This window comes from Kitasatospora sp. NPDC101235, from assembly GCF_044767505.1.
Classification (GTDB): Bacteria; Actinomycetota; Actinomycetes; order Streptomycetales; family Streptomycetaceae; genus Kitasatospora.
The window spans coordinates 80,884-103,264 of record NZ_JBIWNZ010000015.1 but is presented as its reverse complement, the minus strand read 5'-3'; the positions used below and the strand labels follow the sequence as shown (position 1 = coordinate 103,264).

The window sequence follows — 22,381 nt, the reverse complement described above, 5'->3', positions numbered from 1 at the left end:
CCTCCGTCAAAGGGGTGGTGAGGAAGCGAGGGGTTCAGGCCTGGTGGCCGGGTTCGGCCGACAGCGCCCTGACGACGTGCGGTCCGGTGTCTGCGTTGGTCAGGACGACCAGGCCGCTGCCCCGGGCGAGGCCGGCCGCGGCGACGGCGTGGTAACCGGGCACGGTGCCGCCGTGTCCGTACTCCGTGTCGGAGCCGGTGCCGTCGACGAGCGTGCCGAGTCCGTAGAGCGAGTCCGGGTGGGCGGCGAGCATCTCCGCCGCGGACTCACGGGTGAGCAGCGCCCCGGGGAGCCCCCGGTGGGAGTCGCGCAGCGCGAGGAGCGCGCGGGCCAGGTCGCCCGCGGTGCTCCACAACCCGGCGGCCGCGGTGTCGGTCCGGCCGTGCCCGGCCGCCCCGGCCCGCCGGAGCGGACGGCCGCCGTCGTCGTGACCGGCCGCCGCGGTGGCGGGGAGGTTCCCGTAACCGCTGGAGTGCATGGCGAGCGGCTCCAGGACCAGGCGGCGCAGGACCGTGTCGAAGGGCTCGCCCGTCACGTCCCCCACCAACTGCTGCACGACGGCGTAGTTGGCGTCGGTGCTGCGGAACACCTCCCCGGGAGCGGACTCCCGGCGCACGTGCTCCCGCAGCAGATCCGCGAGAGGCTGCCCCGGCTCGCCCGCGTAGGCGGTCAGGCCGGCCCGGTGGCTGAGCAACTGCCGCAGGGTGACCGGCCGTTCGCCGTCGCCCTGGCCGGGGACCTGCCAGCCGGTCAGCCGGTCGTTGACGTCCCCGTCGAGGGTCAGGAGCCCGTCCTCGACGAGCCGCAGCGCCCCGAGCGCGGTGACGAACTTCGACACCGACCCCACGCGGAAGGGCGTCGAGGCCGTGACCGGCTCGCTCCCCTGGGCCCGTAGGACCCCGTACGCCTCGACGCGCGCCACGCGCCCGCCCTCGACGACGGCCAACGACACCCCGGGCACACCGTGCCGCCGCATCAACCGCTCCACCGCCCCCGGCTGCCGGTCCTCGCCGGCCGCGGGCCGCGCGGGGGCCGCCCCCGCCGAAGCGGCCGCCTCGGACGACGTCCTCGGTGGGGCCGCCGCCGGGGCGGACGGGGCGGGTGCCGGTCCGGTCGACGTCGCCCGGGCCAGTGCCGCGACCGTCGGGTGGCGGTAGATCAGGAGGGCCGTGACCGCGAGGCCGCGCTCGCGGGCCTCGACGATCAGTCGGGGAACCAGGAGGGAGTGGCCGCCCAGGGCGAAGAAGCCGTCGTCACGGCCGACCCGGTCGAGGCCCAGTGCCTCGGCGAACAGCGCCGCCAGGGTCTCCTCGGCCTCGGTGCGCGGGGCGCAGTACGCGACCGCGCGGGCCGCGGCCGCCGCGTCGGGGACGGGGAGGGCGCGCTGGTCCAGCTTGCCGTTCGGGGTCAGCGGGATCGCGTCCAGCGGTGTGAAGCTCGCTGGCACCATGTACTCCGGCAGCCCGGCCGCGCAGTGCGCGGCGAGCACCGCCGCGTCCGCGCCGCCGTCCGGCTCGCGCGGGACCCAGTACGCCGCCAGGCGGACGTCCCCGGGCCGGTCCTCGCGGGCCACGACCACTGCCTGGCGCACCGCCGGGTGTTCCAGCAGTACGGCGGCGGTCTCGCCCGGCTCCACGCGGTAGCCGCGGATCTTGACCTGGTGGTCGATGCGGCCCACGAACTCCAGGCTGCCGTCGGGACGCCGCCGGGCCAGGTCGCCGCTGCGGTAGAGCCGGGCGCCGGGCGGACCGAACGGGTCCGGCACGAAGCGGTCGGCGGTGAGGTCGGGCCGGCCGAGGTAGCCGCGGGCCACCGCCGGACCGCCGACGTGGATCTCGCCGGCGATCCCGATCGGCACCAGGTCGCCCGACGCGTCGAGCAGGTGGATCGTCAGGTCGCTCAGCGGGCGCCCGATCGCGTTCCCGGCGCCGTCCGCGAAGTCGCGCTTCGTGAGCCGGTGGTAGGTGGAGTGCACGGTGGTCTCGGTGATCCCGTACATGTTCACCAGCGCCGTACGGCCCAGCCCGCACCGGTCGACCCACGGCTTCAGCTCGCCGATCTCCAGCTTCTCCCCGGCGAACACCACGGCCCGCAGGGACAGCCGTCGGATCCGCGGGTCGCCGTCCGCGGCGGCCGACACCAGGCCCCGGAAGGCGGTCGGGGTCTGGCTGAGGACGGTGACCTCCTCGTCGACCAGCAGTTCCAGGAAGTCCTCCGGCGAGCGGGTGGTCTCCCGCGGTACGACGACCAGGGTGCCGCCGTGCAGGAGCGCGCCCCACATCTCGAAGACGGACACGTCGAAGGCGTAGGAGTGGGCCATGCTCCACACGTCCGACTCGTCGAAGGCGTAGTGCTCCTGGGCCGTCGTCATCAGCCGTACCACGTTGGCGTGGGTGAGGGCCACGCCCTTGGGGCGGCCGGTCGAACCGGAGGTGTAGATGGTGTAGATCAGGTTCTCCGGGACGGAGACCGGCTCCGGGTCGTGGGCCGGCAGGCCCTTCCCGTCGGCCGCGTCCGCCATGAGGATCCGCTCGCCCTCGTACACCTTGTCCAGCAGCGGGGCCAGCTCCGTGCCGGTGACGAGCAGCCGGGCCCCGGCGTCGGCGACGATGTGGCCGAGCCGCTCCACCGGGTTGGCCGGATCGAGGGGCAGGTAGGCCGCACCGGACTTGAGGATGCCGAGCAGCGCCGGGATCACGTCGATGCCGCGCTCCAGGCAGACGCCGACCAGCTGCTCGGGGACCACGCCCTTGGCCCGCAGGAGGTGGGCCAGCCGGTTGGCGCGCTCGTTGAGCTCCCGGTAGGTCAGCGTGCCGTCGTGGGCGCGGACCGCGACCGTGTCGGGCGTCGCCGCCGCCTGGGCCTCGAACAGCTGGTGGACGAGGTGGGTGGCCGGCTCGGCCGCCGGGCCGCTCGACGCGGAGCCGAGGAGCCGTTCGCGTTCGCCCTCCGGGAGGTGGACGGTACGGGCGTCGCCGTCGAGGCCGGCGGCGATCGCCTCCAGGACCGAGCGGTACATGCCCGCCAGCCGTTCCGCGTGGGCCCGGCCGAGCAGCCGGGTGTCGGAGTGCAGGGAGATCCGGGAGGCGCCGTGCACCTGCACGGAGAGCCCGAACTCGGTCGGTGCCTCGCTGACGCCCGCCGAACCGTCCACGCGCTCGGTGTCCACCTGGTGGAAGTCCACGTAGTTGAAGTGGATGTCGAGCAGGCGGCGGCCGCCGCCCCACTCCCGCTGCACGGCCGGCAGCGGATAGCGGCGGTGGTCCCAGATCTCGGCCTCCCGCGCGAACACCTGGCGCAGCAGCGCGCCCCAGGTGCGGGCCGTGCGGTCGTGCGGGAACGGCAGGGTGTTCAGCAGCATGCCGACCAGCCGCTCCGCGCCGGGGGCCTCCGGCCGGGTGTGGAAGACCACCCCGGTGTGGAAGGCGTCCGCGTCGGTGAGCTGGCCCATCACCTTCAGGTGGGCGGCGAGCATCACCGTCTTGAACGGCACCCCGGCCTCGACGGCGCGGGCGCGCAGCCGGTCGGCGAGGCCGTCGACCGGGACCTGGACGCCGTACGGTTGCGCCGGCCGCGACGGGTCGCCCGCCCACTCGGCGGGCGGTACCAGCGGCGCGTGCCCGGTGGCGACCTTCTCCCAGAAGGCCCGGTCGGCGGCCGACTCCAGCGACTCCAGCTCGCCCGCGATCACGTCCGCGAACCGCACCGGTGTCTGCGGGTACGGGGCGGGGGCACCGCCGTCACGGATCTCCCGGTAGGCGTCGAGGAGTTCACGCTGGAGCGTGTGCTGGCTCCAGCCCTCCAGGATCACGTGGGACTGGGTGAAGGTCATCCACCAGGTGCTCTCGCTCTCCCGGTGCGCGGTGACCCGCAGCAGCGGCGCCGTGCCGAGCTCGAACAGCGCGGCGCGCTCGGCGGCGACGAACTCCAGGAGGGCGCGCTCCAGTTCGGTACGGTCCAGACCGCGCAGGTCGTGGACGGCGACCGGCACCTCGGCGTCGGCGTGCACCACCTGGAGCGGCACCGAGTATCCGGTGATCCGCACCGAGGTGCGCAGGACCTCGTGCCGGGCGGTGACGGTCCGTACGGCCTGTTCGAGGGCCTGGGCGCTGAACGGGCCGTCGTCGTGGTACCGCAGGCTGACCACGGTGTGGTAGGCGCCCCGGTCGGTGTCACCGAGCTGCTCGGCCACCATGGCAAGCTGCGTCTGCGACAACGGGTAGGCGTCGACGGCGTCGACGGGCAGTGCGGCCCGGTCGGCGGCCTCGAGCAGCGCGAACGGCGCGACCCCGGTCGGCACGGTCGCGGTGCCCGCCGGACCGGCCGGGTCCGCGGAGGCGGTGTGGACGGCGAGCGCGGCGATCGTGCGGTGCGTGAACACGTCCCGCACCGAGACGCGGTGGCCCGCGCCCCGCAGCGCTCCCACCAGGGCCACGGCCCGCAGGGAGTCGCCGCCGGAGTCGAAGAAGTCGTCCTCGACGCCCGGTTCGGCGACACCGAGGACCCGCGCCCACAGCTCGGCGACGGCAGCCTCCGCGGGAGTGCGGGGAGCGGTCCCGCCGCCCGTGGCGTCGGCCTCCGGGGCGGGCAGCGCCTTGCGATCGGCCTTGCCGTTCGGGGTCAGCGGCAGGGCGTCCAGGAGCACCAGGGCCGAGGGCACCATCGCCGCGGGCAGGAACGTGCCGAGCTCGGCGCGGAGCCCGGCCAGCTGCGGTTCGGCGCCGGCGGCGGGCACCAGGTACGCCACCAGGCGCCGCACGCCCGGGACGTCCTCGCGGACCGCGGCGACGGCCGCGGACACGTCCGGCCGTTCGGTCAGCAGGGCCTCGATCTCGCCGAGCTCCATGCGGACGCCGGCGATCTTGACCTGGTGGTCGACGCGGCCCAGGAACTCCAGGCTGCCGTCGGCGTTCCAGGCCGCGACGTCGCCCGTGCGGTAGAGCCGGGAGCCGGCCGGGCCGAACGGGTCCGGGAGGAACTTCTCGGCGGTCAGGCCGGGACGGCCGCCGTAGCCGCGGGTCACCCCGGCTCCGGCGACGTACAGCTCACCGGGCGCGCCGACCGGTACCGGTTCGAGCCTCCGGTCGAGCACGTGGAGGCGGGTGTTGCGCACCGGGTGGCCGATGGTGACCCGCAGGCTCCCGATCGGGTCGCGGGAGCCGATCCTGGCGTGGGTGACGTCGTCGGAGCACTCGGTGGGTCCGTAGGCGTTGACGAGCGGGATGCCCGGGAAGCGGGCGAACCAGCGGCGGGCGAGGTCCGGCGGCAGCGCCTCCCCGGTGACCACCATCCAGCGCAGGAAGGGCAGTTCGAGCGCGAGGGCGCCGGTGTCCCAGGCGTCGAGCGCGGCCCGCAGCAGCGCGGGTACGACTTCGAGGACGGTGACCTGCTCGGCGGCGGCGCGTGGGAACAGTTCCAGCGGGTCGGCCGCTGTCTCCCGGTCCTCGACGTGGATCCGGCCGCCCGCGGCGAGCGGGGCGAGCATCTGCCACACCGAGATGTCGAACGCGAGCGGGGCGTTGTGGACCACGCTGTCCCACGGGGTGAGGTCGAGGTCCTCGATCTTGGCCATCAGGTGGTTGCCCATGCCGCCGCGGGGCACCTGCACGCCCTTGGGCCGGCCGGTGGAGCCGGAGGTGTAGATGACGTACGCGAGGTTGTCCGGGTCCGCCGTCGGCTCCGGGTCGGTGTCGGGCAGGCCCGCCCACGGCGCGGCCGGGACCTCGTCCAGGATCCCGTCGAGCGAGACCTCCGCCGGGCGGCCCTGCGTCGCCTGCGCGTCCGGTCCGTCCTCGGTGAGCAGCAGCCGCACTCCGGCGTCCGCGATCAGGAAGCCGAGCCGCTCGGCCGGGTACGCCGGGTCGAGCGGCAGGTAGGCGCCGCCCGCCTTCAGCACGGCGAGGACGGCGACGACCGATCGCGGCGACCGCTCGGCCCGCAGGCCGACCAGGGTGTCCGGGCCGACGCCCAGGGCGCGCAGCCGGTGCGCGAGCCGGTTGGCCCGGGCGTTGAGCCCGCCGTACGTGAGCTTCACGCCGTCGGCCGTCAGCGCGGTCCGGCCGGGGGTCTGGGCAGCGTGCCGGGCGAACTCCCGCTCCGGGGCGAGGGTCACGGGTTCGGTGTCCGTCCGGTTCCACGCCGCGAGCCGCTCCCGGTCGGCCTGGGCGAGCAGGGCTGCCCCGGCGTCGCCGTCCGGGTCGGCGGCCATCCGTTCCAGGACGGTGCGGTACATCTGCGCGAGCGCGTCGCCGCGCTCGCGGGAGACGATCCCGGTGCGGGTCTTGAGCGTCAGGCCCTCGCCGGAGGTGTTCACCTCCAGGTCGAACTCGGTGGCGCCCTCGCCCAGCGTGGTGGCGACGTCCACCGCGCCCTCGTCCACGACGTGGAAGTTCTGGTAGTTGAAGATCACGTCGATGAGGCGGTCGCCGCCCGCCTCCCGCTGGATCTCCGGGAGCGGGAAGCGGCGGTGCTCCCACATCGCGGTCTCCCGGGCGAAGACCGCGCCGACCAGCTCCCGCCAGGTGCGGGCGGTCCGCTCGTACGGGAAGGGGAGGGTGTTGACGTACATGCCGTACACCCGGTCGGCGCCGACGGCCTCGGGGCGGGTGTCGCAGATCAGACCGGTCTGGAAGGTCTCCTCGTCGGTGAGCCGGGCCAGCACCGACAGGTGGGCGGCGAGCAGCACGCTCTTGAGGGAGGCCCCGGCGGCGGACGCCAGGGCGCGCAGGGACGGCTCCAGGTCTCGCAGCGGCACCGACAGGTCGTAGCTCTCGTCCGCCTCGTGCGAGGGCGCCTGCCAGGCGGCCGGCAGGACGAGCCGGGGGTGGCGGGAGACGGTGTCCCGCCAGAACGCCCGGTCCCGCTCCGAAGCGAGCGCGTCCAGCTCCGCCGCCACGGTGTCGGCGAACCGGACCGCGGCCGGGGTCGGCGCAGCCTGCTCGCGGCCGTCGCGCAGCTGCGCGTGGACGCCGATGATCTCCATCAGCATCGCGTGCTGGCTCCAGCCCTCGGTGACGGCGTGGGACTGGGTCAGGCCCAGCCACCAGCCGTCCTCCTCGGTGTGGGCGGAGACCCGCCACAGCGGCCGGCCGGCCTCCACGTCGAAGAGCGTGGCGCGCTCGTCGGCGAGGAAGGCCTCCAGCGCCTCCCGGCGCCGCGCGCCCGGCTCCCCCGCCTCGCACAGGTCGCGCACGGTCACGTCGACATCCGCCTCGGCGTGGACGAGCTGGACCGGTACGGAGAAGGCGGTGAGGTCGAAGGAGGTGCGCAGCACGTCGTGGCGGGCCGCGACCACGGCCACGGCGCGCCGCAGGGCCGCCGCGTCGAACTCCGCGGTGTCCCGGACCCGGTAGAGCGCGGCGTGGTGGTAGGCCGCGCCGCCCGCCCCGCCCGGGGGCGGTCCGGCGAGCATCTCGACGACCATGCCGGTCTGCACCTGGGTCATCGGGTACGCGTCGTCGAGGCTGGCGGGCAGGGCCTCCCGGTCCGCCTCGGACAGCAGGGCGAACGGCTGCACCGCGCCCACCGGGGCGGCCGGAGCGGGCCGACCGGTGATCAGCTCGGCGATCCCGGCGATCGTGCGCCGGGCGAACAGGTCGCGTACGGAGACGTCGAACCCGGCCGCCCGGACCGCGCCGACCAGGGCGACGGCACGGATGGAGTCGCCGCCGAGGTCGAAGAAGCCGTCCTCGACACCGAACCGGTGGGGCTCCAGGCCGAGCGTGTCGGCCCAGATCTCCGCCAGCCGCGCCTCGACCGGCGTCCGGGGGGCGGTGCCGCCCGTGGCGCCGATCGCCCGGTCGGAGTCGGCGGGCGGCGGCAGCGCCTCCCGGTCGAGCTTGCCGTTGCCGGTGAGCGGGATCCGCTCCAGCTCCACGCAGGCCTCGGGCAGCATGTACGCGGGCAGCTCCCGCGCGAGGTGGTCGCGCAGCTCGGCGGCGGGCGGCAGGTGCGCGCCGCCGGGGACGGCGTACGCGACGATCCTGCGCTCGCCGGGGGTGTCCTCGCGGAGCACCGCCCGGGCCTGGGCGACACCCGGGTGGGCGGCCAGGCGGGCCTCGATCTCGCCGAGTTCGATGCGGTAGCCGCGCAGCTTGACCTGCTGGTCGGCGCGGCCCCGGTATTCGAGGGTTCCGTCGGCGAGCCGGCGCACCACGTCCCCGGTCCGGTAGAGCCGGGAGCCAGCCGGGCCGAACGGGTCGGGGACGTACCGGTCGGCGGTCAGCGCGGGGCGGCCCAGGTAGCCGTGGGCGAGACCCGCGCCGCCGACCAGGAGTTCGCCCGGGACACCGGTGGCGACGGGCCGCAGCGCGGCGTCGACGACGTACGCCCGGCTGCGCGGGATCGGGGTGCCGATCGGTACGGAGGCCGCGTCGGGGGCGAGGGCGGTGATGTGGTGGGTGGTGGAGAAGGTGGTGTTCTCGGTCGGCCCGTAGCCGTTGAGGAGCCGGCCGGGGGCGCCGCCCGCGAGGACGGTGCGGACCGTGACCGGGTCCAGGGCCTCGCCGCCGATGAGGACGGTGCCGACACCGGCGACGGCGTCCGGGACGCGCGCCACGGTGTGGTTGAACAGCGAGGCGGTCTGCCACAGGTGGGTGACGCCGTGCGTGCGCAGCGCGGTGGAGAGCGACTGCGGGTCCAGGACGGTCTCGCGGTCGAGGACCACGATCCGGCCGCCGTTCAGGAGCGGACCCCACAGTTCCAGGGCGGCGGCGTCGAAGGAGATGGAGCTGGCGTGCGCGAACCTCGTGTCGGCGCCGAGCGCCAGGTGGGCGGCGTCCCGGACGAGCCGGACGACGGCCCGGTGCGGGACGGCGACGGCCTTCGGGGTTCCGGTGGAGCCCGAGGTGGACATCACGTACGCGAGGTGTTCGGGTCCCACCGGGGCACCGGGCCGGCCGGCGGCGGGCTCCGGGAGGGTGTCCGCGTACAGCACCGGGCCCGTCCAGCCGGGCACCCGGTCCGCCAGGCCGGTGGTGGTGACCAGGGCGGCGGCACGCGCGTCGGAGGCCAGGAAGGCGAGTCGCTCCGCCGGGTACTCGGGGTCGAGCGGCAGATAGGCCGCGCCCGCCTTGAGGACGCCGAGGAGGACGGCGACCAGGGCGGCGGAGCGCTCCAGGCAGACGCCGACGACCGCGCCCGGGACGACCCCGGCGCGCGCCAGGCCGTCGGCGACGGCGGTGGCGCGGGCGTCCAGCTGGGCGTAGGTGAGGACGAGCCCGGTGGACTCACCGGTCCCGTCGGGGCCGGCGGGACGGTCCTCGGTCAGGGCGACGGCGTCCGGCGTCTCGGCGGCGCGCGCCTCGAACTCGCCGTGCACGGTGGTGACAGGGGCCGCGGCCTCGGTGGCCGCGCCGCTGAACTCCCTTACCTCACGGTCCAGTTCCCGGGCCGGCAGGTGGTGGTCCGTGCGGGCCGGTCCGGCGGCACCGGTCGCGGCCATCGACTCCAGGACCGAGCGGTACATCGCGGCCATCACGTCGGCGCGGTCCTGCGACAGCGCGTGGGTGTCGGAGCGCAGGCTGACCACTCCGGCGAGGGTGGTGACCCAGAGCGAGAACTCGGTGGAGCTGCTGTTGATGCCGTTGCCCTCGTCCTCGACGCTGTCGTGGCCGGCCGCGTCGAAGTCGAGGTGGCTGTAGAGCACGTCGACGAGACGGCGCCCGCCGCCCCACTCGCTCTGGATCGCGGGCATCGGGTAGGTCCGGTGCGGCCAGGCCTCGGTCTCCCGGGCGAAGACCCGCCGGGCGAGCTCGCCCCAGGTGGCCGGGGCCGGCTCCGCGGGGAACGGCAGCGTGTTGAGGTACATGCCGAGGAGCCGGTCCGCGCCGGGGGCCTCCGGGCGGGTGTGACCGACGAGACCGGTGAAGAACTCCGTCTCGTCGGTGAGCCGGCCGAGGACCGTCAGATGGGCGGCGAGCAGCACGCTCTTGAGCGGCACGCCTGCGTCGGCGGCCAGGGCGCGCAGCCCCGGGGTGAGGTCGGCGTACGAGCACCCGGAGGCGACCGGCCGGGCAGGGGCCGAGGTGTCCCCGGCCCAGGCGGACGGCAGTGCGAAGCCGCTGCGTCCGCCGACGACGGACGCCCAGTAGGCGCGGTCCTCCGCCGAGTCGAGCGCGGTGAGTTCGGCGGCGACGGCATCGGCGTAGCGGAGCGCGGGCGGCTCGGCGCTCACGGCGACCGTCTCCCGGCCGTCCCGCAGGGCCCGGTAGTGGTCCACGAGTTCGGCGAGCAGGGCGTGGTAGCTCCAGCCCTCCAGGACCGCGTGGTGCTTGGTGAAGGAGCAGCGCCAGGAGTCCTCCCCCTGGACGTGGACGTGCACGCGCAACAGCGGTCCGTCCGACGCCAGGTCGAAGGGGGTGGAGCGCTCGGCGGCGGTGAAGGCGGCGAGCGCGTCGCGGCGGCCGTCCTCGTCGAGCCCGGACAGGTCGGTCAGCCCGCAGGGGACGGCGGGCTCGGCGTGCACCAGCTGGAGCGGCACCGAGTAGGTGGTCAGGTCGAAGGAGGTGCGCAGGATGTCGTGGCGGGCCACGACCGTCCGCAGCGCCTCCCGGAACACGGCGGCGTCGAACGGCCGCTCGTCGCGCAGCAGGAACGAGGTGACGTCGTGGTAGTGGTGGGGGCCGTCGCCGGTGATGCTCTCGACGGCCATGCCGAGCTGGTTGAGCGAGAGCGGGTAGGCGTCGGCGAGGCCGGCGGGCAGGGCCGCCCGGTCCGCCTCGGTCAGCAGGGCGAACGGGGCGACGGCGGGCAGGGCCCCGGTGGGTGCGGAGCGGCCGGTGAGCCGTTCGCAGAGCGCGGCGACCGTCCGGCTCTCGAAGACGTCGCGAACCGTGACGTCGTACCCGGCGGTGCGCAGCGCGCCGACCAGGCCGACGGCCTTGATGGAGTCGCCGCCCAGGTCGAAGAAGCTGTCCAGGACGCCGATGCGCGCGGTGCCGAGGGCGGCGCCCCACACGGCGGCGACCTTCTCCTCCGCGGCGGTGCGCGGGGCGGTGAAGGCGGTGGCGCGGTCGGTCGTGACCGGGGCGGGCAGGGCCCGCCGGTCCAGCTTTCCGTTGGGGGTCAGCGGCAGCCGGTCGAGGGTCAGGAAGGCCGCGGGGACCATGTGGTCGGGCAGCAGCGCCGCGCAGTGCGCGCGCAGCTGCGCGGTGTCGGGACCGTCGGCACCGGTGGTCCCGTCGGAGGCGACGAGGTACGCCACGAGGCGGCGGTCGCCCGGAGTGTCCTCGCGGACCACGGTACGGGCCTCGGCGACTGCGGGATGGGCGCCGAGGACCGCGTCGATCTCGGCGGGTTCGACGCGGTGGCCGCGGACCTTGACCTGGTCGTCACCGCGGCCGAGGAACTCCACGTCGCCGCCGGGCAGGACCCGTGCGAGGTCGCCGGTGCGGTAGAGGCGGGCTCCCGCCGGGCCGTACGGGTCGGGGACGAAGCGGTCGGCGCTCGCCCCGGGGCGGCCCGCGTAGCCGCGGGCGAGACCGGGCCCGCCGATGTACAGCTCACCGGTGACCCCGGTGGGCACGGGCCGCATCCGGCCGTCCAGGACGTACTGGCAGGTGCCCGGGACGGGGCGCCCGACGGGCACGGTCTCGCCCTCGGGGGTGTGCTCCGCGGTGACGGAGTACACGCTGTTGCCGACGGTGATCTCCGTGGGCCCGTACTCGTTGACGACCCGGCCGCCGCCGAGCGCGGCGCACCAGTGCGCGGCGGTCCGGGTGGGGAGGGCCTCACCACCGACGACGAGGACGGGGGTCAGGCCCCCGGCGCGGCCGTCGGTCAGCTGGTGGGCGAGCATCTCCAGGTGGCCGGGGGTGAGCTTGACGAAGCCGTACGGGCCGGAGCCGACGAGCCAGTCACCCAGCTCGGACAGGTCGCGGCCGGGACCGAAGAGGTGCACGGCGCCGCCCGCGAGGAGCGGGGCGTACAGCGTGGGCACGACGAGGTCGAAGGCGACCGAGGAGAACAGCGGGGCGTTCGTGGAGGGGCCCGCGTCGAGGTAGTCGTCGACCGCGAAGGCGAGGTATCCGGCGAGGCTGCGGTGCGAGATCTGGACACCCTTGGGCAGGCCGGTGGAGCCGGAGGTGTAGATGACGTACGCCAGGCTGTCCGGATCGGTGCCCGCCCGGCCGGCGGTGGACTCCTCGGCCGCCGGGGGGAGTTCCCCGTCCACGAGGAGCACCGGGCCGTCGAAGACCCGGGCGGCGAGCTCCGCGTGGGCCGTGTCCGTCAGCAGCACGGGCGCACCGGCGTCGGCGAGGACCGCGCGCAGCCGCTCGGCCGGCCAGGAGGTGTCCATCGGCACGTACGCGGCGCCGGCCCGCCAGGTGCCGGTCAGCGCGGGCAGCAGCTCCGGGGTGCGGTCGAGCAGGACGCCCACGACGCTCTGCTCCGGGCCCGCGCCGACACCGGCGCCGCGCAGGGCCTGTTCGACCCGGGCGGACCACAGGGCCAGCCCCGCGTGGTCGAGGACCACCCCGTCGGCGACCACGGCGGGCGCGTCGGGGGTGCGGGCGGCCCGGGCCGCGAGGAGTTCGGGCACGCACGCCCCGGCGGGCTCCCCCGGGGTGTGCGCCCAGTCGCCGAGGAGCAGGGCGCGCTCCGGCGCGGGCAGCAGGTCGGCCCGGGCGTCCCCGTCCGGGTCGGCGGCCATCGACTCGAGCACCGCCCGGTACAGGGCGGCCAGCCGGTCGAGGGCGTCGTCGGAGAGCGCCTGGCGGGATGCGGTGAGGAAGATGTGGCCGGACCGCGCGGAGACGGTCAGCGGGAACTCGGTGGGGCTGTCGTCGAGCCCCTCGGTGTGGTCGACCGTCTCGGGGTCGACCTGCCGGAAGTCCTGGTAGTTGAAGTACACCTCCAGGAGCCGCCCGCCGTCGCCCCAGGCGCTCTGGATGGCGGGGAGCGGGAAGCGGCGGTGCGCCCACAGGCCGGCCTCGCGGTCGAAGACCTGGCGGACCAGCGTCCGCCAGGTGCCCGCGGTGCGGTCCATGACGAACGGCAGGGTGTTGAGGTACATGCCGAGGACGCGGTCGGCGCCGACGGCCTCCGGGCGGGCGTCGCAGACCAGACCGGAGTGGAAGGAGTCCTCCTCGGTGAGCCGGGCCAGCACGCTCAGGTGCGCGGCGAGGAGCACGCTCTTGAGGGAGCCGCCCGCCTTCTGCGCCAGGCCCCGCAGGGCGGGCTCCAGGTCCCGCCAGTCGGTGGCCCGCTGCACGGTCCCGGCCGGCTCGTCCGCCGCGGGACGCCAGGGAGCGGGCAGCGTGAACGGCGCGTGGGAGGTGACGACGCTCTTCCAGTAGGCGCGGTCCTCCGCGCTGTCCAGGGCGGCCAGCTCGCCGGCGACGAAGTCGGCGAACCGCAGGTCGGGGGCGTCGAACGGCTCCACCTCGCGTCCGTCGCGCACCGCCCGGTAGACGGTGAGCAGTTCCATCAGCAGCGAGTGGTGGCTCCACCCCTCCAGCAGCGGGTGACACTCGGTGACCGACAGCCACCAGCCGCCGTCCCCGGTGACATGGGCGAAGAACCGCATCAGCGACGGGGTGCCGAGGTCGAAGAGGCGGGCCCGCTCCCGCGCGGAGTGGGCGAGCAGCTCCGCCCGCACCTCCTCGGCGCCCCGCCCGCTCAGGTCCTGGTGGCCGAGGGGCAGTTCGGCGTCTGCGTGCACGATCTGCAGCGGGGTGCTGTAGCCGGTCAGGTCCATGGAGGTGCGCAGGGCCTCGTGCCGCGCGGTGACGACGCGCCCCGCCTCGGCCATCGCCGCGGGGTCGTAGGGCTGTTCGTCGCGGATCCGGAACGCGGAGACGTTGTGGTAGAGGTTGCGCCCGCCGTCGCCGGTCAGCATCTCGATGAGCATGCCCAGCTGGTTCTGCGAGAGCGGGTGGGCGTCGGTGGCGTCGGCGGGCAGCAGCGCCCGGTCGGCCTCGCCGATCAGCTCGAAGGGCGCGACCCGGGTCTCTGCCGGTGCGGCGGGCCGGCCGGTGACGAGTTCGGCGACGCCGGCGACCGTGCGGTGGGCGAAGACGTCGCGGACGGCGATGTCGAAGCCGGCCGCGCGCAGGGCACCGACGAGGGCGACGGCGCGGATGGAGTCACCGCCGAGCTCGAAGAAGTCGGCGTGCACGCCGGTCCGGCCGATGCCGAGGACCTGCGACCAGACCGCGGCGACCTGCTCCTCGACGGGGGTGCGCGGGGCGGTGGTGTCCAGGCCGGCGGTTCCGGCGGCGGCGTCCGGCGCGGGCAGCGCCCGCTGGTCCAGCTTGCCGTTGGTGGTCAGCGGGACGGCGTCGAGGACCGCGATCGCGGCCGGGACCATGTACTCGGGCAGCGAGCGGCCCAGTGCCGTCCGCAGCGCGCGGACGTCGGTCGCGCCGGGGACCTCGGGGACGACGTAGCCGGTGAGCCTGCGGTCTCCGGGGGTGTCCTCGCGGACGACGACGACGGCCTGCCGCACACCGTCGAGGGCGGCCAGGGCCGACTCGATCTCGCCCAGCTCGATCCGGTAGCCGCGGATCTTCACCTGGTGGTCGATGCGGCCGAGGAACTCCAGGCCGCCGTCGGGCCGCCGTCGGGCCAGGTCGCCGCTGCGGTACATCCGCGCACCGGCCGGGCCGTACGGGTCGGGCACGAAGCGTTCGGCGGTCAGCGCCGGCCGGCCGAGGTAGCCGCGCGCGACGCCCGGCCCGGCGACGTGGATCTCGCCCGGCACGCCGACCGGCACGAGCCGGCCGGTCGGGTCGAGGAGCCGGATCCGCAGGTCGCTCAGGGGGGTGCCGACCCGGTTGGGGGCGGACCGGTCCAGGTCGGCGGCGGTGACCCGGTAGAAGGTGGAGTGGACCGTGGTCTCGGTGATGCCGTACATGTTGATCAGGGCGGGCGCGTCGAGGCCCATCCGGTCGGTCCACGGCCGCACTTCGGCGACCTCCAGCTTCTCGCCCGCGAACACCACGTGCCGCAGCACCAGGCGTCCGATGCGCGGGTCGCCGTCGGCGGCGGCCGCGACGAGCGAGCGGAAGGCCGTCGGGGTCTGGCTGAGCACGGTCACACCGGTGCCGGCGAGGAGCTCCAGGAAGTCGTCCGGGGAGCGGGTCACGCCGTGCGGGACGACGACGAGGGTGCCGCCGTGCAGGAGCGCGCCCCACATCTCGAAGACGGAGACGTCGAACGCGTAGGAGTGGGCCATGCTCCACACGTCCGTGCCGTCGAAGCCGTAGCGCTCGCGCGCGGTGCGCATCAGCCGGGCGACGTTGGTGTGAGTGAGCGCGACGCCCTTGGGGCGACCGGTCGAACCCGAGGTGTAGATGGTGTAGATGAGGTTGTCCGGGGTCGCGGACGGCTCCGGCCGGTGGGCCGGGGCGGCGGCGACGGCCGCGGCGCCCCCGCCGTCACCGTCTCCGTCGAGGACGAGGAGCGGTCCGTCATGGACTCCGTCCAGTGCGGCGACGAGCGCGGTGCTGGTCACGACGAGCCGGGCCCCGGCGTCGGAGACCACGTACGCCAGCCGGTCACCGGGGTTGGCCGGGTCGAGCGGCAGGTAGGCCGCGCCGGACTTGAGGATGCCGAGCAGCGCGGGCAGCAGCAGCGGGCCGCGGTCCAGGCAGAGGCCGACCAGTTGTTCCGGACCGGCGCCGAGCGCGCGCAGGTGGTGGGCGATCCGGTTGGCCCGCTCGTCCAGTTCCCGGTACGTGAGCGTCTCGGCGCCGGCGACGACGGCGGTCGCGTCGGGCGTCCGGTCGGCCTGCCGCTCGAACAGCTCGTGGACGCAGGCGGTCACCGCCTCCTCGGCGCCGGGCCCGTCCGGGGCGGCCTCGGTCACCACCGCGTACTCGGCGGGGTCGAGGAGTTCGAGGTCGCCGACGGGGACGTCCGGGCGGCGCACGGCGCCGTCGAGGAGCCGGGCGAAGTGCCGGGCCATCCGGCCCACCGTCTCCTCGTCGAACAGTGCGGTGGCGTACTGGAGTTCGGCGTCGAAACCGCCGTCGGCGCGCCCCCGCACCCGCAGGGACAGCTCGTTCTTGGAGATCCCGTCGCTGTCCAGGAACGGCTCGACCGTCAGCCCCGGCAGATCGAAGGCGGCCAGCCGGTCCTCGTGCAGGGTGAAACCCACCTGGTACAGCGGGGTGCGCGACAGGTCGCGCTGCGGCTGGAGCTCGTCCACGAGCCGGGCGAAGGGCACGTCCTGGTGGTCGAAGGCGTCGAGGACGGTGGTACGGGCCCGGTCCAGGAGCTCGGCAAAGCTCGCCCCGTCCGCCCATCGGGCGCGCAGCACCAGGGAGTTGATGCCGTAGCCGATCAGCCGCTGGAGCTCCGGCCGGGTCCTTCCGGAGACCACGGTGCCCACGGGCACGTCGGTGCGCCCGGTGTAGCGCGCCACCAGCACCTGGAAGGCCGTCAGCAGCACGGCGAAGGGGGTCGTGTCGTGGGCGAGGGCCAGTGCCCGCACCCGGTCCCCGACGCCCTCCGGCAGCGGGCAGGGCACCTCGGCGCCCCGGTGGTCGCGGACGGCAGGCCGCGGCCGGTCGGTGGGCAGCTCCACCGGCTCGATGCCGGCGAGCTCCCGCCGCCAGTGGCCGAGCTGGCGCTCCAGCCGGGCCCCGGTCAGCTCCGCCCGCTGCCAGGCGGCGTAGTCGGCGTACTGGAGCGAGGGCGCCGGCAGGCCGGCCTCGCGTCCCTCGACGTGCGCCGTGTAGAGGGCGGACAGCTCGGCGGCGAAGAGCTGCGTCGACCAGGCGTCGCAGGCGATGTGGTGGAAGACGACGGCCAGGACGTGGTCGTCGTCGGCCAGCCGCAACAGGCGGCCGCGCACCGGCAGGTCGTGCGTCAGGTCGAAGGGCGTCGCCAGCTCGGCGGCGAGCGCCGCGTGCGCCAGGCGCTCGACCGCGCCCGGACCGCCGTCCGCTCCCCGGCCGGCCTGTCCGGCCTCCCCCGCCCGGAGGTCCAGGAGGGGCAGGCCGGCCGGGCGGGCCGCCTCGACGATCTGTACGGGCTCGGCGCCGTCCGTCGCGTAGCGGGTACGCAGGATCTCGTGGCGGGCGCAGACCTCGTCGAAGGCCCGTTCCAGCGCCGCCGTGTCCAGGGTCCCGCGCAGCCGCAGCACCAGCGGCACCAGGTACTCGGTGCTCTCCGGCTCCAGCCGGTTCAGGAACCACATCTGCTGCTGGCCGGGCGAGAGCCGCAGCGGCCCGGACCGGTCCGCCGCGGGGATCACCCCGCGGCCGCGGGCCGGTCCGCGGCCGCCGGCGAGCCGGCGCCGCAGCATTTCCTCGCGGGCTTGCGCGCCGAGGGCCGTCGGCTGTGCCCCGTGCTCGATGGTCATGCCTGCTGCTCCTCGTCGAAAAGCTCGTCGATCTGGGCGCGTATCGCGTCCTCGACCGCCTGTGCCTGGCCCGCCACGGTCGGGTACTCGAACACCGTGCGGACCGGCAGGTGGATGTCGAACTCCTCCTGGAGTTCGGCGATCAGGCGGATGGCGAGGATGGAGTTGCCGCCGGTGCGGAAGAAGTGGTCGTGCGGGCCGGCCTCGCGGCCGAGGACGTCCTGCCAGATCTCGGCGATGCGCTGCTCGGCGACGCTCCACTCGGCGGCCACCCCGTCGGCCGGGGCGCCGTCCGGGGCCGCCGGGTCGGGCAGCGCCGACCGGTCGAGCTTGCCGTTGGCGTTCAGCGGGATCTGCGGTACGGCGAGGAGCACGGGCGGGACCATGTAGTCCGGCAGCTGCCGGGCGCAGTGGGCCCGCAGCTCCTCGCCGGTCGGCGGGTGTTCGTCGTCCGCGGCCACCGTGTAGGCGACCAGGCCGAGTTCGCCGGAGGCCGCCCGGTGGGTGACCACCACGGCGTCGCGCAGCCGCGGGTGGGAGGCGAGGACGGCGCGGATCTCGCCGAGCTCGATGCGGTGGCCGCGGATCTTGACCTGGTCGTCGCCCCGGCCGAGGAAGTCCACGGCGCCGCCGGGCAGCCACCGCACCAGATCGCCGGTGCGGTAGAGGCGGGCTCCCGCCGGGCCGTGCGGATCGGGGACGAAGCGGTCGGCGGTCAGGGCCGGCCGGCCGAGGTAGCCGCGGGCCACCCCGGTGCCGCCGACGTGGAGTTCGCCGGTGGCGCCCACGGGCACCTCGCGCAGGTCGGCGTCGAGGACCCGCATCACCATGCCGGGCAGCGGGGAGCCGATCGGGACGACACCGTCCGCGACCGGGGCGGTCAGCGGATGGACGCAGGTGCCGACGGAGGCCTCGGTCGGGCCGTACTCGTTGACGAGCCCGCCGGGGCCCAGGATCCGGGCCCAGCGGTCCGCGAGCGAGCCCTGGAGGGCCTCGCCCGCGACCACGACGACCGGGGCGAGCGCGGCGGCCTCGCCGTCGTCCAGCTGGTGGGCGAGGATCTCCAGGTGGCCGGGGGTCAGCTTCAGGAAGCTGTAGGGGCCGCCGGCGGCGAGCCGCTCGCCGAGCTCCCCCAGGTCCAGGTCCGCCGGCAGCAGGTGCACGCTCTGCCCGCGCGTCAGCGGTGCCCACAGGTTCGGCACGACGAGGTCGAAGGCGACCGAGGAGAACACGGCGCTGCCGCCGTCGCCCGCCCCGGCGAGGGTCTGCGCGGCCCAGGCGAGGTGGTGGGCGAGGCCCCGGTGCGGGACGCCGACGCCCTTGGGGGTGCCGGTCGAGCCCGAGGTGAAGATCGTGTACGCGAGCCGGTCCTGGTCCGCGGGGACGTCGGGGGCGGACGCCGGAAGGCCCGCGAGGAGGCCCTGCTCGGCGTCGAGGTCGACCACGGTCGGGGCGCCCCCGGCGAGGTGGACGGCGTGCGCGTGCTGCGTCACGACCGTGCCGGCCCCGGCGGCGTCCAGCATCGCGGCGATCCGGGCGGCGGGGAACGCCGGGTCGAGCGGCAGGTACGCGGCGCCCGCCCGCCAGACGCCGAGGAGTGCGGCGTGCAGGTCGGGGCCCCGCTCCAGCAGGACGCCGACGATCGACTCGGGGCCGGCGCCCCGGTCCCGCAGCCGGTGCGCGATCCGGTTGGCGCGGGCGTCGAGTTCGGCGTACGTGAGGGTGAAGCCGTCGCCCCGCACGGCGGTCGCCCCGGGGATGCGGGCGGCCTGGGCGGCGATCAGCTCGGGCACGGTCGGGCCGGCCGGGAGCGCGGGGGCGCTGCTCCATCGCGCCAGGTCGGCCCGCTCCCGCTCGTCCGCGAGGTCCAGGGCGTCGAGCCGGGTCCCGGGGTCGGCGGCGACGGCCGCGAGGACCCGGGTGAACTGCCCGGCCAGCCGCTCGACGGTGGCCGCGTCGAAGAGCGAGGTCGCGAACTCGAAGGCACCGAAGAGGGAACCGTCCGGGCCGGGCCGCATCATCAGCGTCAGGTCGGTGTGGGCGATGTGCCAGGACGCCTTGAGGTCCTCGGTGCCGGCGCCGTCCCCGGCGGCGGGGACCGGACCGTTGAACTCCTCGCCGTGCAGGTCGAAGGCGACCTGGTAGAGCGGGGTGCGCGACAGGTCCCGGTCCGGGACGAGCTCCTCCACCAGCCGCTCGAAGGGCAGTTCGGGCTGGGCGAAGGCCTCCTTGGCGGTGTCCGCGACCAGGTCGAGGGCCTGGGCGAAGGTGAGCCGGCCGGAGAGGCGGCAGCGCAGCACCAGGCTGTTCAGGAAGAAGCCGACCACCCCTTCGAGTTCGGGCAGGCCGCGCCCGGCCACCGGGGTGCCGATGGACAGGTCCCACTGGCCGCTGTTCCGGCCGAGGACGGTCGCGTACGCGGTCAGCAGGGTCATGAAGGGGGTGGCACCGTGCCGCTTGCCGAGCGCGGTGAGCCCCTCCACCACATCGGCGGGGACGTCGAACAGGGCGGCGGCGCCCTTCCCGTCGCGAACCGCCGGACGCGGCCGGTCGGTGGGCAGCGCCGACTCGGGCGCCCCTTCCAGCCGGCGGCGCCAGTGCGCGAGCCGCGGCGCGAGGGCCTCCTCCGTGAGCCGCTCCCGCTGCCAGAGCGCGTAGTCGGCGTACCCGACCGAGAGTTCGGGCAGCCGGGCTTCCTCACCACGTACGGCGGCGGTGACGAGGAGGGCGAACTCACGCTCCAGAACGCCGCTGGACCAGCCGTCGGTGGTGATGTGGTGCATGGCCAGGCCCAACAGCTGCCCGCCGTCGCCGGTGCTGACGAGGAGGGCGCGCAGCAGCGGGCCGCGCTCCAGGTCGAAGCCCTCGGCCCGGTCGGCCGCGAGCAGCCCGGCGACCTCGCCGCGCGCCGCGGTGGCGGTGCGCACCTCCACCCGGGCCGCCGGTTCGACGACCTGGGCGGGCTCGCCGTCGCCCGCCACGTACCGGGTCCGCAGGATCTCGTGACGGGCGATCAGCGCGTCGACGGCCTGCTGGACGTGGCCGTGTCCGGCCTCGGCGGGGACGTCGAAGACCGTCCAGGAGACCCAGTCGGTCCCGCCGGGGGCGAGCCGGTCGAGGAACCACAGGCCGCGCTGGCCGTAGGAGAGCGGCAGCGGGCCGCCGCGCTCCACCCGCCGGGGTCCGGGCTCGGCCGGGGGTTCGAGGAGCAGGGCCTGCCCCGCGACGGTGGTGGCGGTGAACAGCCTGCGCAGCTGTACGTCGCGGCCGGAGGCGGTGCGCAGCCGGGAGGCGAGCCGGGTCAGCTGCAGGGAGGTGCCGCCGAGTCGGAAGAAGTCGTCGTCGCGGCCGACCTCCTCGCGGCCGAGGACGTCCTGCCAGACCGCGGCCACCAGTTGCTCGGCGGCGGTGGCGGGGCCGCGGTGACGGGCGCCGGGCTGGGCACCCGGCTGGGTGCCGGGGTCGGGCAGCGCCCGGCGGTCGACCTTGCCGCTGGTGGTGAGGGGGAAGGCGGCCAGTTCGACGAAGACACCGGGGATGTGGGTGGCGGGCAGCCGCTCCTGGAGGAAGCCGCGCAGGTCGGGGAGGGTGGCGCCGTCGCGCAGCCGCACGTAGCCGGCCAGCCGCTTCGCCCCGTCGGGAAGGGCGTACGCGGTCACGACCGCACCGGCGACCGCGGGGTGGGCCGCCAGTTGGGCCTCGACCTCGCCCGGCTCGATCCGGACGCCGTTGATCTTGACCTGGTCGTCGAGGCGGCCCAGGAACTCCAGGACGCCGTCGGCACGCCAGCGGACGCGGTCACCCGTCCGGTACAGCCGCGAGCCGTCCTTCGCGTAGGGGTCGGGCACGAAGCGGTCCGCGGTGAGGCCGGGGCGCCCGGCGTAGCCGCGGGCCACGCCCACGCCGCCGATGTGCAGTTCGCCGGGGGTGCCCACGCCGACGGGGGAACCGGCTGCGTCGGTGACCAGGAGCCTGGTGCCGTCGATGGGGCGCCCGATGGGGACCGGGCCGGAGGTCTGCGCCGGGTCGAAGCGGTATGCGGCGACGTCGATGGAGCACTCGGTCGGCCCGTACGTGTTCCACAGCTCGGCGGCGGACAGCTCCCGCAGCCGCTGGGCGAGTTCGGCGTGGAGGGGCTCTCCCGCGCAGGTGACGGCGCGCAGCCGGTCGCAGCGCTCCCAGCCGCTCTCCTCGACGAGTGTCCGCAGCACGGACGGGACGACCTGGAGCACGGTCACCGCGCCGTCCCCGACGGCCCGCACCAGGGCGGCCGGGTCGCGCTCGGCGCCGGGCGGGGCGATGACGACGGTGCCGCCGCTGACGAGCGGGGCGAAGATCTCCCAGCAGTGCGCGTCGAAGGTCGGCGCGGTCTTGGCGAGGATCCGGTCGGCGGCGGTCAGCCCGAGGCTGCGGACGGCCCAGCCGATCCGGTTGCCGATGCCCGCATGGGCCACGACGACGCCCTTGGGCCGGCCGGTGGAGCCCGAGGTGTACAGCACGTAGGCGGCGCAGGCGGGGTCGACGGCGGTCTCGGGGGCGTGGGCGGGCAGGGCGGCGAGGTGCTCGCCGAGTTCGGCCGGGACGACCGGGCGGGCGCCGACGGCGAGCACGGCGTCGGCCGCGTCGGCCGAGGTGACGACCACCTCGGCGCCGGTGTCCTTGATGAGCCAGGCGAGCCGGGCGGCCGGCTGCTCCGGGTCGAGCGGTACGTAGGCGGCGCCCGCCTTCCAGACGGCGAGCAGCGCGGTGACCAGTCCCGCGCCGCGGGGCAGGCAGACGGCGACCGGGACGTCCGGTCCGGCGCCGAGCCCGCGCAGGTGGTGGGCGAGCTGGTTGGCGGCGCGGTCGAGCTCCGCGTAGCCGATGGTCTGACGGCCGTCCACGACGGCGACCGCTCCCGGGGTCCGCACGGCCTGCGCCGCGACGAGGTGGTGGGTGAGGGGGATCTCGTCGGGCGAGTATCCCGTCCGTGGTGCGGACATGACGCTGGCACTCCTAGTGGGATCGCCGGGCGGGCCCCGGGAAACGGTGTGGTCCGGTCTGGCCGGTGCGGTGTGGTGCCCGCGGCCG

Annotated in this window: 2 protein-coding genes; both read right to left on the bottom strand. The window is 75.6% G+C overall.

Features of this window, described 5'->3' with window-relative positions; translation table 11 throughout:
* Positions 1–34: 34 nt before the first annotated feature.
* The gene (locus tag ACIRRH_RS24555) at positions 35–17,311 is read right to left on the bottom strand and encodes an amino acid adenylation domain-containing protein (protein WP_403071142.1); all 17,277 of its coding nucleotides are present in this window, start codon (positions 17,309–17,311) and stop codon (positions 35–37) included.
* Entirely contained in the window at positions 17,308–22,293 is a 4,986-nt protein-coding gene (locus ACIRRH_RS24550) for an amino acid adenylation domain-containing protein (RefSeq protein ID WP_403071139.1), read from the bottom strand. The genes ACIRRH_RS24555 and ACIRRH_RS24550 overlap by 4 nt, the downstream gene beginning before the upstream one ends.
* Positions 22,294–22,381 lie beyond the last annotated feature (88 nt).

Coding starts and splice junctions, on each gene's coding strand:
- ACIRRH_RS24555 (WP_403071142.1), bottom strand. CDS start 17,311: ATGACCATCGAGCACGGGGCACAGCCGACGGCCCTCGGCGCGCAAGCC.
- ACIRRH_RS24550 (WP_403071139.1), bottom strand. CDS start 22,293: ATGTCCGCACCACGGACGGGATACTCGCCCGACGAGATCCCCCTCACC.